The organism is Parabacteroides sp. AF17-3 (assembly GCF_003635445.1).
GTDB lineage: Bacteria > Bacteroidota > Bacteroidia > Bacteroidales > Tannerellaceae > Parabacteroides > Parabacteroides goldsteinii.
The window spans coordinates 261,071-278,418 of the sequence record NZ_QTMM01000007.1; the positions used below are offsets into that span (position 1 = coordinate 261,071).

Annotated in this window: 13 protein-coding genes; 8 read left to right on the forward strand and 5 right to left on the reverse strand. The window is 44.0% G+C overall.

What is annotated here, in order from left to right:
- The first annotated feature begins 44 nt into the window (after positions 1-44).
- From DWW91_RS11745 to DWW91_RS11785, 8 genes are all read left to right on the forward strand, one after another.
- The gene (locus DWW91_RS11745) at positions 45-1,337 is read left to right on the forward strand and encodes a serine dehydratase subunit alpha family protein (RefSeq protein WP_007656511.1); all 1,293 of its coding nucleotides are present in this window, start codon (positions 45-47) and stop codon (positions 1,335-1,337) included.
- 299 nt (positions 1,338-1,636) lie between these two features.
- On the forward strand, positions 1,637-3,181 hold the full coding sequence (locus tag DWW91_RS11750) for an acyl-CoA carboxylase subunit beta (RefSeq protein ID WP_007656513.1): 1,545 nt from the start codon (positions 1,637-1,639) through the stop codon (positions 3,179-3,181).
- Between the two features lie 13 nt (positions 3,182-3,194).
- A complete protein-coding gene (gene accC / locus DWW91_RS11755; RefSeq protein WP_122327838.1) occupies positions 3,195-4,706 on the forward strand; it encodes an acetyl-CoA carboxylase biotin carboxylase subunit in 1,512 nt (503 codons plus the stop codon).
- Positions 4,707-4,724: 18 nt separating this feature from the next.
- A complete protein-coding gene (locus tag DWW91_RS11760; RefSeq protein ID WP_007656521.1) occupies positions 4,725-5,249 on the forward strand; it encodes an acetyl-CoA carboxylase biotin carboxyl carrier protein subunit in 525 nt (174 codons plus the stop codon).
- Positions 5,250-5,885: 636 nt separating this feature from the next.
- On the forward strand, positions 5,886-7,001 hold the full coding sequence (locus DWW91_RS11770; RefSeq protein WP_122327839.1) for a DUF4925 domain-containing protein: 1,116 nt from the start codon (positions 5,886-5,888) through the stop codon (positions 6,999-7,001).
- A gap of 274 nt (positions 7,002-7,275) precedes the next feature.
- Positions 7,276-8,301, forward strand: a complete 1,026-nt coding sequence (locus DWW91_RS11775; protein ID WP_122327840.1) for a DUF4925 domain-containing protein — start codon at positions 7,276-7,278, stop codon at positions 8,299-8,301.
- A 242-nt stretch (positions 8,302-8,543) separates the two neighbouring features.
- On the forward strand, positions 8,544-9,755 hold the full coding sequence (locus tag DWW91_RS11780) for a DUF4925 domain-containing protein (RefSeq protein ID WP_122327841.1): 1,212 nt from the start codon (positions 8,544-8,546) through the stop codon (positions 9,753-9,755).
- Positions 9,756-10,009: 254 nt separating this feature from the next.
- Entirely contained in the window at positions 10,010-11,479 is a 1,470-nt protein-coding gene (locus tag DWW91_RS11785) for a PCMD domain-containing protein (RefSeq protein WP_233584470.1), read from the forward strand.
- Between the two features lie 69 nt (positions 11,480-11,548).
- Here the strand turns inward: DWW91_RS11785 and DWW91_RS11790 are convergent, their stop codons facing one another.
- The 5 genes from DWW91_RS11790 to DWW91_RS11810 all read right to left on the reverse strand — a co-directional run bounded on the left by DWW91_RS11790 (position 11,549) and on the right by DWW91_RS11810 (position 17,285).
- A complete protein-coding gene (locus DWW91_RS11790; protein WP_224265126.1) occupies positions 11,549-12,271 on the reverse strand; it encodes a bifunctional 2-polyprenyl-6-hydroxyphenol methylase/3-demethylubiquinol 3-O-methyltransferase UbiG in 723 nt (240 codons plus the stop codon).
- A gap of 100 nt (positions 12,272-12,371) precedes the next feature.
- On the reverse strand, positions 12,372-13,457 hold the full coding sequence (locus DWW91_RS11795) for an LptF/LptG family permease (RefSeq protein WP_007656526.1): 1,086 nt from the start codon (positions 13,455-13,457) through the stop codon (positions 12,372-12,374).
- Positions 13,458-13,488: 31 nt separating this feature from the next.
- Positions 13,489-14,619 carry a tRNA guanosine(34) transglycosylase Tgt gene (tgt, locus tag DWW91_RS11800; protein WP_007656528.1) on the reverse strand — a complete coding sequence of 377 codons (1,131 nt, stop codon included), beginning with the start codon at positions 14,617-14,619 and terminating at the stop codon, positions 13,489-13,491.
- A gap of 36 nt (positions 14,620-14,655) precedes the next feature.
- The gene (locus DWW91_RS11805) at positions 14,656-16,335 is read right to left on the reverse strand and encodes a 4Fe-4S binding protein (RefSeq protein ID WP_122327843.1); all 1,680 of its coding nucleotides are present in this window, start codon (positions 16,333-16,335) and stop codon (positions 14,656-14,658) included.
- Entirely contained in the window at positions 16,335-17,285 is a 951-nt protein-coding gene (locus DWW91_RS11810; RefSeq protein WP_255217677.1) for a DUF362 domain-containing protein, read from the reverse strand. The genes DWW91_RS11805 and DWW91_RS11810 overlap by 1 nt, the downstream gene beginning before the upstream one ends.
- Positions 17,286-17,348 lie beyond the last annotated feature (63 nt).

Genomic DNA, 17,348 nt, shown 5'->3' on the forward strand with positions numbered 1-17,348 from the left:
TTTGCCGGAAACATGAATAATCTAACGCATAAAACATCGCTGTCATGGATAATATAACAAAATCACAAATCATATCACTGATCCATCAGGAGGTAATCCCCGCTATTGGCTGTACGGAACCGGTTGCTGTGGCTTTGGCTGCCGCGAAAGCTGCCGAGGTATTGGGCGAACGTCCGGAAAAGATAGACGTATTACTTAGTGCCAATATCCTGAAGAATGCAATGGGAGTGGGGATACCCGGAACAGGGATGGTGGGATTGCCTATCGCGATCGCTCTCGGAACACTGATCGGTAAATCTTCGTACGAATTGGAAGTGCTGCGTGACATCACGCCGGAAGCATTACAGGCCGGAAAAGCCATGATAGACGAAAAGATCATCCATATTGCCCTGAAGGAAAATGTCGACAAGTTATATATCGAAGTGATCTGCACGGCAGGCGACCAGACTTCCCGGGTTATTATTTGCCATGAACATACACATATTATATATGTAGAGAAAAACGGGGAAGTATTGACCGATCTGCGTCAGTCGGATGCAACGGACGATAAGCCATGCGGTGGAGATGAATTGAAACTCTCTTTCTCTACCGTATATGAGTTTGCGATGGAAATGCCGCTGGATGATATCCGTTTTATCCTTGAAACGGCAGATCTGAATAAGAAAGCCGCCCAGGCTTCCATACAGGGACACTATGGGCATACCGTCAGCAAAACAGTTTCCGGCGAATACGGCAAGAAATATATGGGCGACTCTGCCTATACCCACATGTTGGTGATGACAGCTGCCGCCTGCGATGCCCGTATGGACGGGGCGATGATCCCGGTTATGAGTAACTCCGGCAGCGGCAATCAGGGAATTGCGGCGACGTTGCCGGTCCTTTCGTTTGCGGAAGATATTAAATGTACGGAAGAGCAGTTGATACGTGCCCTGATGCTCAGCCATCTGATGGTTATTTATATCAAGCAGAGCCTGGGACGTCTCTCGGCATTATGCGGATGCGTTGTGGCTGCCACAGGTTCCAGTTGCGGCATCACTTACCTGATGGGAGGAAGCAAGATGCAAATATCGTATGCAATCAAGAATATGATCGGAAATATTACCGGAATGATCTGCGACGGGGCAAAACCGAGTTGCGCATTGAAGGTGTCGAGCGGTGTCTCTACTGCCATGATCTCAGCTTTGATGGCCATGGAGAATAAGGTGGTGACTCCGGTTGAAGGTATTATCGACGAAGATGTGGACAAGTCGATCTCGAACCTGACGGCGATAGGTTCCCGCGGAATGGAAGAAACAGATAAATTGGTATTAGATATTATGACAGGTAAATCCTGTTAGAAAGATTGTTGTTTTACTTTATTTCAGACCTCCCAATGGCATACAGGGTGCCGTTGGGAGTTTTTTTATGCATTAAAAGCGGCTTGGATAAATTTCATCAATACTTTCATTGATAAATTCGATCAAATTCCGTAACTGTTTCGTGGTTTCAAATGTTTACATTGTAAGGGAATTAAGACACGGAGTGTTTTCACGGTGTAATTTATCACACAGTTTAAGCCGTCTGTTCATCTTATTTTTGCAAAAGACAGATTTGCAAGTGAATTAAAGTTCATCAATCAATAAAAACCGACATCGCCATGAAAGAGAAAATTGAACAATTGGCGGCTCTGAACCATCAGGCAGAGCTGGGAGGCGGCGAAGACCGTATCGCGAAACAACATGCAGCAGGCAAGTTAACAGCCCGCGAGCGAATCGAATTACTCCTTGAGAAAGGTAGCTTTGTAGAAGTCGACAAGTTTGTAACTCATCGGTGTACAGAGTTTGGTCTCGAAAAACAACGCCCGTTAGGAGATGGGGTTGTAACGGGATATGGTTTAATCGGTAAACGTACCGTATTTGTATTTGCCCAGGATTTTACCGTTTTCGGAGGCGCCCTTTCAGAGACGTATGCCCGGAAGATTTGTAAAATCATGGATATGGCGATGCAACTCGGTGCGCCTGTTATCGGACTGAATGATTCCGGAGGAGCCCGTATCCAGGAAGGTGTCCGTTCGTTGGCGGGATATGCCGAAATCTTTTTACGCAATTCAATGGCTTCGGGGGTAATCCCGCAGATCAGTGCCATTATGGGACCGTGTGCCGGAGGAGCAGTCTATTCACCGGCGTTGACCGATTTTATTTTTATGGTGAAAGATTCCAGTTATATGTTTATTACCGGGCCGGAAGTGGTAAAGAGTGTCACCCAGGAGGAAGTCTCCATGCAGGACCTGGGAGGTTCGGAAGTACATAGCACCCGTTCAGGCGTGGCTCATTTCACCGGCGATAATGATATGGATTGTATCCTGAAGATACGTGAACTCATGTCATTCCTCCCCAGCAATAATATGGAGGAACCGCCTTTCATTCCTACGACGGATAGTGCCAACCGCATTGACGAACAACTCAATAACCTGATCCCGACCAACCCGAATCAGCCCTATGATATGAAGGAACTGATCGAATCGGTGGCCGACGATCATAACTTCTTTGAAGTGCAGGAAGAATATGCCAAAAATATTGTGATCGGATATATCCGGTTGAATGGAAAAACGATCGGTGTGGTAGCCAACCAGCCGGCAGCTCTGGCAGGAACACTGGATATTAATGCTTCGGTAAAAGCCGCCCGTTTCGTCCGTTTCTGTGATGCGTTCAATATACCGCTGCTGACCTTTGTAGATGTTCCGGGATTCCTTCCGGGCGTCAATCAGGAATATGAAGGCATTATCCGCCATGGGGCCAAATTGCTCTATGCTTATTGCGAAGCGACAGTGCCGAAAGTGACGGTCATTACCCGCAAAGCCTATGGCGGTGCCTATGACGTGATGAGTTCCAAACATATCCGCGGCGATATCAATTTCGCTTACCCGACTGCCGAGATTGCCGTTATGGGACCGGATGGCGCTGTAAATATCCTTTTCCGTAAAGAACTGAAAAAAGCGGAAGATGTGGAAAAGAAACGTAAGGAACTACAGGACGATTACCGTGAAAAGTTCGCCAACCCATACCGGGCAGCCGAACTGGGGTATGTGGACGAAATCATCGAACCGTCGGGAACCCGTGCCCGCCTGATCCGTAGCTTCGAGTTGCTTGCCAACAAACGGCAGTCCAACCCACCGAAGAAACATTCCAATTTACCACTTTAATACGCGAACGATTATGATTAAGAAAGTACTAGTAGCCAACCGCGGCGAAATTGCGATGCGAATCTTTCGTACCTGCCGCGTAATGAATATACCCACCGTTGCGATTTACACCCATGTAGACCGGGGAGCCTTGCATGTTCGGTATGCCGAAGAAGCCTATTGTATCTCTGAAGATGAATCAGATACTTCTTACCTCAAACCCGATGCGATTCTGGCGATTGCCCAAAAAACGGGTGCAGCTATCCATCCGGGTTACGGTTTCCTTTCGGAGAATGCCGATTTTGCCCGTCGCTGCGAAGAAGAAGGTATCATCTTTATCGGTCCGAGTGCCGATGTGATAGCCAAAATGGGAATCAAGACGGAAGCCCGTAAGATCATGAAAGCAGCCGGTGTGCCGGTTGTTCCCGGGACGGAAGAACCGGTTAACAATATCGACGAAGTGCGTAAGGTCGCCAAAGAGGTCGGCTACCCGATTATGCTGAAGGCGTTAGCCGGAGGAGGCGGTAAGGGAATGCGTCTGGTTCGTGACGAAGAAGGGCTGGAAGAAGCCTTCCGCCTGTCACGTTCCGAAGCCGGCAATTCGTTTGGAAACGATGCCATTTATATCGAGAAATATATTGAGAATCCGCACCATATCGAAGTACAGGTTTTAGGCGATAAGTATGGAAATGTGATTCATTTATACGAACGCGAATGTTCCATCCAACGCCGAAATCAGAAAGTGATCGAAGAATCTCCGTCACCTTTTGTCAAGGAAGAAACCCGCAGAAAGATGCTTGCCGTGGCAGTCGAAGCCTGTAAAAAGATCGGTTATTACAGTGCCGGGACATTGGAGTTTATGATGGATAAAGATCAGAACTTCTATTTCCTGGAAATGAACACCCGCCTACAAGTGGAGCATCCGGTGACGGAAGAGGTTACGGGTGTCGACCTGGTACGTGATATGATACTGGTTGCCGCCGGAAATCCGTTGCCCTACAAACAGGAAGATGTAGAGTTTCGCGGAGCCGCCATCGAGTGCCGTATCTATGCGGAAGACCCGGAAAACAATTTCATGCCTTCCCCCGGCATCATCAAAGTGCGCGAAGCTCCCGAAGGACGTAATGTCCGCCTGGACAGTGCCGCCTATGCCGGATTTGAAGTCTCCCTGCATTACGACCCAATGATCGCCAAGCTGTGCACCTGGGGACGTAATCGCGAATCGGCCATCTCCAATATGGCCCGTGCCCTTCGTGAATACAAGATACTGGGTATTAAAACGACTATCCCGTTCCACCAGCGTGTGTTGCACAACGAAACCTTCCTGAAAGGGAATTACGATACGACCTTTATCGACACCAAGTTCGATAAGGAAGATTTGAAACGTCGTCAGAATAATGACCCTCTGGTTGCCGTTATCGCCGCCGCGATCAAACATTTTGAACAGGAGAAAGAGGCTGCCGCCCGTATGACAACAGTTCCGCTGGTTGGTGAATCCTTATGGAAATATTACGGTAAATTGCAGATGACTGCCAATAACTATTAAAAAGGGGAGGACAAGATTATGCCGAAAGCATTAGCAACTTATTTTGCAACAGTAAATGATATGCCGGACACCGAATTTAAAGTGGAGATACTGGAAGACGGCCCGGTAAAGAAAGTTTCCGTAAACGGAAAGATATATGATGTCGATTATAATGTAGGTGGCGACAGTATCCACTCCATTATCCTGAATCATAAATCGCATGGCGTACAGATCACCAATATCCGTGACGACATGTACGAAGTAAAGAACAAAGGCGACTACTTCCAGGTACAGGTGATCGACGAACTGAAGAAGATGCGCCTGTCACGTATCCAATCGGTAGCTGTCGGTCGCCAGGTCATCACGGCCCAGATGCCGGGAGTAATCCTGAAAGTAAATGTAAAACCCGGTGACGAAGTAAAAGCCGGAACCCCTCTCTGCGTCCTGGTTGCCATGAAGATGGAAAACGAGATACGCAGCCCGATAGACGGGGTGGTGAAAGAGGTTTATATAACGGCTGGCGACAAGATGGCCGTCAATGATAAGATGTTGGTGGTAGAGTAATTAGTATATAGATTAAGTTTTCGGAAAGCGTTGGCAATATTTATTGCCAACGCTTTTTGGGTTTTAAGAAGGTTTATTAAACGAGGCTCGCCTCGTGCCGCAGGCTCTCTTTTGCCGTTGGTTTCAACCAACGGTTCTAAATACAGGAGGCAAAGCCTCTTCCTCTGTGGGATTTATCCCCTTTCATTATAATAACACCCAGGAAAGGGAAAAGGGGTTAAAACCCGCAGAGGAATCCGGTAAAACCGGAAGATTTATCTATCCGTCAGTTGAAACTGACGGCAAAATAGAGCCTGCGGCATGGGGTAAAACCCCATTAAAGAAAATAGTTCAACTCTGACAATATTTGAGTCTTCTGCATTTCTTTTTTAGAACAAATGAAAGGAAGGTTATTAGCCGAGGCAAGTTCTCCTTTAGAAATTCCCCACCTTTTTTATTTATGTGGGGAATTTTCCCCCTAGTAGTGGGGAATAATCCCCATTGCAACGGGGAAAAACACCCACTCTTATGGGGAGAATGTTATAGTTCAGCTATTTCTATTGGCATAGATGACTCTGATAATTTTAAATCAAACACACCTCTTCTAACAAGCAAATCATTTATCTTTGTGCAACTTATAATAAAGAAAAGAGAGTTATGAAGAAAAGTTTTTTGTATTTGTTTACCGTGCTTTGTACGTTAAATATGTTTACCGCTTGTAGCAATGATGATGATTCGAAAGATCCGAATGGCTTGGAAGTAAATGCCACTTACTCCGGTGAAAATCTTGATTTGAAGTATAGCGATGTCGCTTTGTTGGGCAAGGAAATTTCTTTTGAGACAAAAGACGGTAAGACGGCTACACTCACGATGAAAGGTACCTTTGACATGAGTGTCATTAACGGACTTATCAACGGCGGATCGAAATCCGCATTAATTCCTAATCTGGTTCCCGGCGTAATTCCGGGAGAAATTATTACAACGATATCGAATGTCCCCCTGACTCTATCCGGAGAGAAATATACGTTTGAAGGAACAGATTCAGGCAACGGACGTGAAGTAAAATACACCGGCAGCGTGGAAAAAGACAAGCTGGTCCTCTCCCTGAACGTAACCATGCCGAAGAATGACCTGACTGGTAACTGGAACCTGGCGGCACAGCCATTGAACCTTGTCTGGTCGGCAGGCGACGCAACGATCGACCTGAGTGGTTTAGGTATTTCCGGAATCTCCGGCCCGATTCCTGTATCGATGGCTGCACCTATGATTGGACTGTTTGCAGGCCCTATGCTGCATCAAGTACTTGAAAGCATTTCATACGGAGAAGACGGAAACATTACTGCCCGTTATATGAAAAAAGGAGCATCCGACTGGCAGTCTTCCCCGCTTAACCTGGCACAGTATTACATCAAAAATAATAAATTGTATGTGCAATTAAATATTGCCCAGATCCTGGCAACAGTGGAGGCTAACAAGTCTAAAGCGGATATAGGTAGCAGTGAAATCCTGAAATTCCTGGAAGCGATTAAGCTGATCGCACCTTACCTTTCGGACGGTGTTCCTTTGAGTTACAGCGTTTCTAACGGAACGGCGCAAGTCACTCTCGGATATGACGTATTGGGAAAACTGTTTGCTTTGCTGACCGATGAAGATTTGTCCGGTTTGATTTTGGGAAAATTACCTGATAATTTCAAGGCTGTTATGGCACAAATTCCGGGTATCCTCGAAAAGACGGATGATGTAAATGTAACCTTGATCCTGCAAAAGCAATGATAGCATTACGATTTTTTGAATGAAAAAAGGCAGTTGGTTTATTCCAGCTGCCTTTTCTTACTCAATCTCCGATCGATCGCAGCCACCTTCTTCAAGATATATGGCAGGTTTGTTGGTCAGTTTGACTTTCACTTTCTTGCCTACGCAGGGACATAGTGTTAAAAATCAATAGTGATTTCCTAAGTATGAACGGCATAATTATTATTACAGACCTTAACTTTGAAAAGGAATAATAACTATCTTTGCCCCCGATTAATATTAAACTTAAAAAATAATGAAGAAAAATTTATTGTACTTGTTTGCTCTGATCTGCTCTGTGAGCCTGTTTACGGCTTGTAGTGATGATGATGAAAAAACAGATGACAGTTGGAAAGCTGTTTCTGCTACATATTCTGCAGAGACACTTAAGTTAAGCTTGGATGGCACTGAAGTTTCAGATCAATCTGTAAAAGTAATTGCTAATTCTGCAGAGTCAGCAAGTGTCGTTTTAACAAAACTTATTCCAGGCGAAGCTGAAATTACAGTGGATGCTAAAATGCTTAAAACAGGAGAAAACTATGCGTTAGAAGGTGAAAATAAGACAGATTTACGTACAGTATCTGTAAAAGGGTCGGTAGAATCTGGAATTTTGACACTGGATGTTAAATTGAAAATAACAGCACCTATTGCTGGAACATGGAAATTAGCAGAAATAAAGAAAGACGAAAATGATAGTTTTGTTTCTGGGCCGCTATTCATGACTTGGGAAGCCGAGGATGGGACTTTGTTAGGAGGCTTTTTGCCTATAGAATCAATACCGGCTTTAGCTGGTCCTTTAGGAAGTTTAGTTTTAGGACAAGTACTTCAAAATGTTACATTTCAGGATAACGGACAAATTGTAGCATCTTATTCTAAAAGTGGAATTAGTCTGGATAAACCAGTGACTCCGTCTTGGGAGACTTCAGAAGAAGGTTACGCAGCCTATAATGTAACTGAGACTCAGATTCTCGTCTTTTTGAATTTGGAAAAGATCATAGCAGGATCAAAATCAGAACAATCTTCATTTGATCCATTAATAGAATTAGTTAAGAATGGAATACCTGTAAATTATGAAATGGCTTCTGATGGAAATTCGGCAAGAGTATATATCGACAAAGAGCTTGTTGATAAAATCGTACCGTTGCTTCCTATGCTATCCGGTATGATTGAAGATAATGCTTTAGGTGGAATGGGAGCTTTTGTAAAAGGACTCTTGGATTCATTCCCCGAAGCAATGAATAAAACAACTAAATTAGAAATTGGTTTGAATTTAGTGAAATAAGTTTGAACTAAAATCCGATATAACTATAAGATCTCTATCAGGTTGTTGCAACTAGTTGCAACAACCTGATATTTTTTTAGCTATAAATAGCATTTTTGTGATTCTACACTACTTTATGGGAGATGTTATTAATAAAGAATGTTCTATTTTTAAGGACTTATCAGGAGAGGTATGTTTACAAAAAAAATGTTCTTATCTTCGCACCCTATTAACATTAATAATAATATTAAACGTATTTTACTATGAGTAAAAAATTAGTCTATTTATTTGCATTGATTTGTTCTATCGGCTTATTTACAGGATGTAGTGACGATGAGGAAGAAATAGTTGACAACAGCTGGGAAGAGTTGGTAGGTGATTACAGTGGAGAAAATTTAGTGCTTTCATATGGTGATATGGCTCTAACCGGAAAGAAAGTTACTTTCTCGGCTACCAGTGGTAACAATGGGAAACTTTTACTGAATAATATAATCCCGGGAGAAAATGAAACTACAATCTCTAATGTCGAGGTTAAAAACAGCGAATTTTCAGGAACAGCTACTACTACTTATGCTAATGTGGAGTATGCCGGTTCTGTCAAAGAGAAAGTAATGACATTGAAATTGACTGTCGTAATGAATGACCCGAACGGATGGGTGAAAACTTATAGTCTGGCGGATTATACGACCGGACCACTCGAATATAACGGATATGAGAATCCAAACGCTGTACTTGCGGGTGCTGGTTACGTCAACTATGTTTGTGTTACATCTTCTTCTGATTACGGTACATCTTACGGAGCCATGTTCAGAGGTCTTTTCGGGATACTTCTTCCACAAGTATTAAATTCGGTTACTTTAGGTACAGATGGTACTATCACAGCTAAATATATAAAAGAGGGAAAAATTGAATTCAAAACAGATTGGATTTTCCAGTCACCGACAAAAGAGGTTGTAGAAGCACTTATCCCAACTTCCAATTGGTTAGATGCTCCTAAACACTTGGCCTATTGGTTCCATAAAGATGGTAAACTATATATGAAACTCGATTTAGGCAATATTATCGGGCAAGCGATGGGTAGCAATGCTGATGGAATGTCTGAGATCATAACAACAGTATTGACAAGTGAACCTGCCCAATTAAAACAGTTATTAGCTGGTCTACTCAAAGTAAGTGAAATTCCGGTCAGTGATGAAACGATTGCTTTATTACAGGATTGGGCTGTTAATGGAATACCCATGAGTACAAAAACAGAGAATGGACATACTTATATTTACCTTGACAAGAATGCATTCGACCCGATCATGAAAATGCGTGACGATTCTTCTGATTTCCTGAATCTATGGAATATGTTGAGTACAGCAGGTATTATTCCTCCAGATGCCGCCATGGCAGGTATGTTGTTACCAGCTATCAGTAATAATTGGGATGCTACAGAAGCGTTCGATTTAGGTTTAGATTTAAAAGCTAACTAATAAGCAAGATATAGTTATATTGTTTGAGAAAAGAGGATGCGTCAATGATGCATCCTCTTTTTGTCATATATTATTTCTCCTCTATCACAAACACCTCATGACTGGCGGTATTATTGGGGGGTAATATCTCCCTATCAATTTATCCGTCAATGCCTTTCCAGAACAAAACGTTTTATAAAAAATTATCCTTATCTTCGTACCGCTAAAAAACTTTATTTTACTAATTAAAAAGGTATTAGTTTACTAACAGATTTATGAAAACAAAATTAATGTATTTCTTCGGCCTGCTTTGCATGCTAGGCCTGTTTTCGGCTTGTAGTGATGACGATAAGGTAGAACCTATCGGAACAGAATTTGACGGTGTATACAAAGGAACACTGGACGTAGACCTGGATGGTACGAAAGTAGGTACTGATCTTCCCCAGAAAGTGTATGTGACAAAGGTTGGCGACAACCAGATCAAGATGGAACTGAAGAACTTCAGCTTCGGTGCGATGGCGCTCGGAAACATTTCCGTAGACAAATGTAATGTAGAAAAACAGGGTGACAATGCTTGTAAGTTTGATGGCGAACAAAAACTGTCCTTGCCTGTAGTCGGCGATTGTGACGTGGTGATGAGCGGTACGATCACAGGTGAAAAGCTGGAAATGGTTATCAATGTAAAGGCAACTCAGGAAGGTGCTGCGATCAATGTGAAGGTAGACTTTACAGGAACGAAATTAGCAGCCGACCAGAGTTCGGAAGCTAAGATTACGGAGTTTACTTTTGATAGTAAAGAAGTTGTTTCACAGCCAGTTATTGATGGAACAAGCATTACTTTTATGGTAACAGATACGATCAAAGCGGAAGAATTGGCAGCTTTGGTTCCTACCATCAAAATTTCAGATAAAGCAACGATTACTCCGGCAAGCGGGGTAGCTCAAGATTTTTCTAAGCCGGTCACTTATACCGTCACTTCGGAAGATGGAATTGTAACAACGACTTATACGGTTGCTGTTGCTGGTAAGGTATTACAATATTCGTTAGACGAATGGCTGGATAAAGGTACCGGTAAAGCTGCATATAAGACTCCGTCTCCTGATGATAAATGGGCAACAAGTACTGCCGGAGCTAGCCTGTTGGCACTCTTGGGTTATACCGGTGAATTCCCGGTTGTTCCGACTGATGATGCAGTAAAAGGGACAGCTGCAAAACTGATAACAGTTTATACAGCTGATGTATCTATGGCACCAGCTCTTACTTCTGGTTCTTTATATACCGGACGTTTTGCAATTGATTTCTCAAATCAGTTAAACAGTACGAAGTTCGGAATCATGTGTGATAAAAAACCGTTATTTTTTAATGGATATTATAAATATACTCCAGGTGAATTGTTCTTGGATGGTTCTGTAAAAGATAAAATTGTAGAACATCCTGAGTTGACAGACGAATGTAGTATAAAAGGAGTTTTATATGAAGTTTCGAGCGAAAGTGAAACTTTGACAGGGGTGGATATCAGTGGTTCTAAAAAGATCGTTGCCATAGCACAATTGGCTGATGGATCAGCTAAATCGGAATATACTCCTTTTAGTCTTGAATTTAAGTATCTGGAAGGTAAAACATATGATGCTACAAAACTGTATAAGTTAGCTCTGATTTGTTCTTCCAGTGCAAAAGGAGATACATTTAATGGTGCTGCAGGAAGTACTTTATTTGTAGATGAACTCGAAGTCGTTTTTGAATAATAGAATATTCACAAGATTTATAGAAAGATGCTATCTGTTTTAGGTAGCATCTTTTGTTATATATTATATTTACTTCTCCGTCACCACAAACATCTCATGATTTGACGTGAAATTATTTGTATCTAGCATATCTTTATATACCGAGCAACTTTTAAATCCTACATTTTTCAATAATGTACAGATTTCCTCTTCATTATAATAACGGTCCCATACGATGAAATGCTTTATTTCATCATCTGTCAGCAGATTGTATTGGTACGTGAAGCACTTCTCTTTCGGATGATGGAATGTCTGGCTTAACAGAAGGTATTTGCTGTCATTCCAAAAGCCGCCGGATGGACTGTATTCCCAATTTCTTTCTTCCCGTTTGTCTTTGATAAGCTCTTCGGTAAAAACATCGAAGATAAGTTTCCCACCTTCGGTCAGTGAGTCGAAGATGTGGTGGAGCAACGTATCGCGTTCCTGGTCGGAATGGGTACCCATATCACAATAAATCATCATGACCGCATCATAGTTACCCGCCGGATAATGGAGAATATAATCATCCTGGATATACCGGATATCTTTCCTTCGTTGGGAGGCGTAATCGATAGAGGCTTTGTTGAAGTCGATGCCTGTTACTTCATGGCCTTGGTCACGAAATAACTCCGCGTATAATCCCGGTCCGCATCCCAGGTCAAGTATATGGGAGGTCGGCCGGATATGGCTATTTATGAAATCAACAATTTTCAGGATAGATGCCCAATTGCGGCTGGCACCGTCCGTTTCAGGATTCAGATGTTCCTGTAACATTTGCTTTTGTATGTAAGGATCAGTCCAAATGTTACAGGATGACCGCTGAAACGGCTTGGGTTTTGTGTCTATTATATTCATTTTAGTTTGAGATTCCGTATTACCTCGGCGCCTTCTGATACAGATAAATGGCGATAAACGTATAAAGGATATTCGGAATCCAGGCCGCCACCATCGGACTCACATATCCGTTGATTGCAAAGGTCGATGTCACTGTCGTAAACAGGATATAGGAGAAACTCAGTGCCAGTCCGATACCGATATTCAATCCCATTCCCCCTTTGATTTTGCGCGAAGAAAGAGACGCCCCGATGGAGGTCAGGATAAATGCCGCCATGATGGAGGCAAAGCGCTTATGATATTCTATCTGGAATGTCTGGATATTACCGATACCACGCGTTTTCTGACGTTCGATATAGGTTGCCAACTCCGGTGAAGTCATCGTTTCGCAGTCGGTGACGGAAATCAGGAAGTCGGAAGGAATAATCGTCAGCGTAGTGTCCTTGCGGGAACCTTCGGTAATATGTTCGCGCATTCCGTCGAAATCACGTATCATATAATCGATGACAGTCCATTTGTACAGAGAGTCGTATTTGATGGAGTTGGCAGTCAGTTTGGATACCAGCTTCTTGTTTTCGAAATGTTCCAGAGAGAAACGGTAACCCATATTCGGACGCGCATCGTAGCGGTCGAAATAGGCAATCACGCCCGGCTCCACTTCAATCTGGATATTGCGGGCATATTCTACCTTTTTATTTCGGATATACTTATTCTGGAAGTCAATACGTGTAATATTTGCCGGAGGAATAATGAACGCGCTCAATATAAAACTGGCTATCGCAATAATACCCGCCGAAATAGCATACGGCAACATAAGCCGCCGGAAACTCATGCCGCTGGCAAGCATCGCAATAATCTCCGAATTGTCTGCCAGCTTGGAGGTGAAGAAGATAACCGCAATAAACGTGAACAGCGGACTGAACAGGTTGGCAAAGTACGGGATAAAGTTCATGTAATAATCCAGGATAATGGCCTGCAGGGGCACGTCCGGCTTCAGGAACTTGTCAATCTTCTCGTTTATATCGAAAACTACCGAGATAGAGATAATCAGTATAATCGCGAAAACATACGTCCCGAGAAATTGCTTGATGATATACCAGTCTATCCGTCTTAATTTGAATTTCATGCGAATGTCTTTTTTAGTTGACTGTCAACTTTTAAAGTCTGTTGTCAAGTTGTTGCACCATGCCGCTTTTCCAGGTAGCGAAATCGCCGGCAATGATGTGCCTGCGTGCTTCTTTCACCAGCCAAAGGTAAAAGGCGAGGTTATGGATGGAGGCGATTTGTAAGCCCAACAGTTCGTTTACTTTGACCAGATGATGCAGGTAGGCTTTGCTGTAAAGCGTATCCACATAAGAGTTTCCGTCGGAGTCGATGGGAGAGAAGTCGTCTTCCCATTTCTTGTTACGGATATTGATGGTGCCGAAACGGGTGAAAAGCTGCCCGTTGCGTCCGTTGCGGGTCGGCATGATGCAGTCGAACATATCCACGCCGCGTTCGATAGCTTCCAGCAGGTTTATCGGCGTACCGACACCCATCAGGTAACGGGGCTTGTCTTTCGGCAATATTTCATTTACAACCTCAATCATTTCGTACATCTTCTCGGTCGGTTCGCCGACAGCCAGTCCGCCGATGGCATTCCCGTCAGCTCCCTTCCTGGCAACGTTTTCAGCGGCGTGACGGCGCAGATCCGGATATACGCAACCCTGTACAATCGGGAAGAGGCATTGCTGATATCCGTATTTCGGTTCCGTAGCGTTGAAACGGTCGAAACAACGGTCCAGCCAGCGTTCGGTCAGTCCCAGTGATTTCTTGGCATAGTCGTAATCGGCATCACCCGGACAGCATTCGTCGAAAGCCATAATGATATCGGCTCCGATGATACGTTGGATATCCATTACTTTCTCTGGTGTGAAGAGATGCTTCGAACCGTCGATATGCGAGCGGAATTCGGCACCTTCCTCATGCAGTTTACGGTTGTCGGAAAGCGAGAACACCTGGAAGCCACCGCTGTCGGTCAGGATAGGACGGTCCCATGTATTGAACTTGTGAAGTCCGCCTGCCTTTTCCAGTATTTCAAGACCCGGACGAAGATAAAGATGATAAGTGTTACCCAGGATAATCTGGGCATCGATATCTTCTTTCAACTCGGTCATGTGGACTCCTTTCACTGTGCCTTGTGTTCCGACAGGCATAAAAATGGGCGTCTCGATTACCCCGTGGTCGGTTGTAATCAAGCCCGCCCTTGCATTTGTTTTAGTATCGTTGTGTTGTAATTCGAATTTCATTCTGCAAAATTTGCTTGCAAAGGTAGCATTTTTCCGTTAGAATCCGAAGTCATCGACTTCTACGTTTTTAACTTCTTCCTCTTCCGGCAAAACAATGGTCTGATGTACCGTGTTTGCTTTTACGATAATGGCACGCATCGGACGTACCGGGCAGATGGATTCGCAGCCGCCGCAACCGACACACAGGTCCGGATTTACTTCGGGAATAGTCAGCGTCCCTTCATAAGGAACCATATGTACCGCTTGTGTCGGACAGTGTTCGGAGCAGGCACCGCAATCGGTCCCTTCCGTCTTCACTATACAACGGTTGATAAAGAAGGTGGCAATGCCGACTTGCAATGATTTCTTTTCTTCTACGGAAATCGGTTTGAGAGCTTCGGCCGGACAGACTTCCGAGCAAATGGTACATTCATAGTTACAATAACTGCTGATATAAGCCATGCGTGGTTTCAATAGATAGTCGAAACCATATTCAAGCCCTGCCGGACGTAATACCTGGCTGGGACATTTCACGACACAGATATGGCATCCCGTACATTTGTCTTTAAACCGTTCCAGGTTCAGGGAACCGGGAGGGGTGATGGGCGGCCATTTCTTCCGACCTTTTTTCTTTCCGTGACCGTTGCCTTGACCATGTCCTTTGGCTTGTCCGACGCCGTCTGCTATAGCCGAAACAACAGGCAATGTTGCCGCAACCGTTACTCCGGTTGCCAAGAAGGTACGGCGACTGTTAGAAGCACTTGTCCGTTCCCGTGCTTGACACGGGATCGCATTAGAACTGCCCGTATCGGCAGCAGATTGAGAATGTCTGTCCTTCTGCGGCCCCGTGTCAGGCACGGGGACAAGATTGTCATTCTCTTTACGGAAAGCCGGTTTGAAACGGTATTGCAATCCACCTTTGGAGCAGGAAGAAACGCAATTGAAGCAATCCACGCAACGCGATGAGTCAACCGTCATCTCTTTTGCATTAATAGCTTCCGCCTTGCAGGTTCGTTCACAGTTGCCGCAATGGTTGCAGGCATCCTTGTCAAACGAGATACGCATTTGTGAATAACGTGATACCAGGCTGAGTAAGGCTCCAATGGGACATAATGTATTGCAAAACAAACGCCCCCGGAAAATAACCATTACAATAAATACGACCAGTGCAACAATGGCAGATATTAATCCGGCAATACTAACCGTACTGATTGTAACATGGAATAAAGAATAGTTATCCATCTTCATCAGCCAGTCGGCTAATACATTATTTCCCCACATCACAGCAGGACGAAACAGGTTTGCTGCTATACGACCGAAATTGCTATAAGGGTCGAGCAATAAACATAACCCGGAAAATCCCAATGCGGTAGTCACCACTGTTAGGGCCAGTATTGAATATCGTAGCCAGTTCATTGGCTTATGATAACTGAAACGGCGAACACCTTTTTTCTTCTTTTTACCAATACAAAACAGACGGTTGATGATATCTTGCAGAATCCCGGCCGGACAAATGGCTGAACAGTATATACGTCCAAAAAGGTATGTCATAATAAGCAATACTGCAACAATACCAAACATGCCGCCTAATACTGCGGGCAATAATTGGATATGCAGAAACTTATGTACATCCACCGGCATCTTGTTGGTGAAATCAAGAAAAAACAAGAGTATAGGTACAAAAAACAGGAGTGCGAGAAGTACTCTCACTCCTTTCTGATAATTTAATCGCTTCATTAAATCTTAATACGTTTGATATTGACTTTCTTCAAATCCGTTGTTCCCAGTTTCAATTCTTCACCTTTGCTGATATGGCTTACGGCTTCCATATCCAGTTTCTTTACCTGATTGAACAAAGCGAGGGCAGCCGTGTCGATAGCAATGATATTCGGGGAAACAATCATGGATTTCAATGTTGCTACGTCGGCAGCGCTTTTACCCTGCGGTCCGTTCTGATGCATCATACGGTAAGCATCCACAATGTTCAATACTGGTTTCTTCTGCCAGGTGCAGATGTCGGCGATACATTGTTGCAAGTCGTTCTGATGGAAGAAACGGCGGTCCCAGACGATACCCATATAGTTCTTCATGGCACACGACAGTTTCGCTCCGCCATGGTTCTTCAGGATAGGCACATTAATCCACGCATCCGCTTCAATCAACGCTTCATGTATCTTTGCAGACTTTACTTTTACCCCGTTGGGGATGGATACTTCTTTAAAGTACTTCTCATCGTTGGCGGGCATGATGATACCTCCGGCTTCTTTGACGGCGGCAGCGATGCCACTGCTTTCGTAACATTTCTGCCAGTTGTCGCAGGTATGGTCGAAAACAGTCACTTTTTCAGCTCCGGCTTCCAGGCACTTCTTTACCAATGCCTTGATTAGTCCCGGATTAGTGTTTCCAGCCAGTTCCGGTGTACGGTCCCAGCCGATGTTCGGTTTGATAACGACTTTTTGCCCTTTCTTGATGTATTTACCGATTCCCCCCAGGGTCTCCAATGCTTTGTCAAGCATGACTTCGGGCTCTCCACCCATTACGGCGACCATTTCGGGAGCTTGTTCTACTGCCATCGTATTGCTGGACAACGCAGCTTGCAACCCGGTAAAGTCTATTGAGAGAGCGGCGCCAGCTACTACACTGGTCTTTAAGAAATCACGACGTTTCATCTTCTTGTAATTGGTTATTAGAATTGTTTATAGTTGAAACAAAGGTAGTAATTCTCTGAATTATAGTGTATCTTTGCCCAC

What these genes read in the sequence shown, in the direction of transcription:
- DWW91_RS11745 (WP_007656511.1), top strand. Translation starts at nt 45, where the DNA reads ATGGATAATATAACAAAATCACAAATCATATCACTGATCCATCAGGAG.
- DWW91_RS11750 (WP_007656513.1), top strand. Translation starts at nt 1,637, where the DNA reads ATGAAAGAGAAAATTGAACAATTGGCGGCTCTGAACCATCAGGCAGAG.
- accC (WP_122327838.1), top strand. Translation starts at nt 3,195, where the DNA reads ATGATTAAGAAAGTACTAGTAGCCAACCGCGGCGAAATTGCGATGCGA.
- DWW91_RS11760 (WP_007656521.1), top strand. Translation starts at nt 4,725, where the DNA reads ATGCCGAAAGCATTAGCAACTTATTTTGCAACAGTAAATGATATGCCG.
- DWW91_RS11770 (WP_122327839.1), top strand. Translation starts at nt 5,886, where the DNA reads ATGAAGAAAAGTTTTTTGTATTTGTTTACCGTGCTTTGTACGTTAAAT.
- DWW91_RS11775 (WP_122327840.1), top strand. Translation starts at nt 7,276, where the DNA reads ATGAAGAAAAATTTATTGTACTTGTTTGCTCTGATCTGCTCTGTGAGC.
- DWW91_RS11780 (WP_122327841.1), top strand. Translation starts at nt 8,544, where the DNA reads ATGAGTAAAAAATTAGTCTATTTATTTGCATTGATTTGTTCTATCGGC.
- DWW91_RS11785 (WP_233584470.1), top strand. Translation starts at nt 10,010, where the DNA reads ATGAAAACAAAATTAATGTATTTCTTCGGCCTGCTTTGCATGCTAGGC.
- DWW91_RS11790 (WP_224265126.1), bottom strand. Translation starts at nt 12,271, where the DNA reads ATGTTACAGGAACATCTGAATCCTGAAACGGACGGTGCCAGCCGCAAT.
- DWW91_RS11795 (WP_007656526.1), bottom strand. Translation starts at nt 13,457, where the DNA reads ATGAAATTCAAATTAAGACGGATAGACTGGTATATCATCAAGCAATTT.
- tgt (WP_007656528.1), bottom strand. Translation starts at nt 14,619, where the DNA reads ATGAAATTCGAATTACAACACAACGATACTAAAACAAATGCAAGGGCG.
- DWW91_RS11805 (WP_122327843.1), bottom strand. Translation starts at nt 16,335, where the DNA reads ATGAAGCGATTAAATTATCAGAAAGGAGTGAGAGTACTTCTCGCACTC.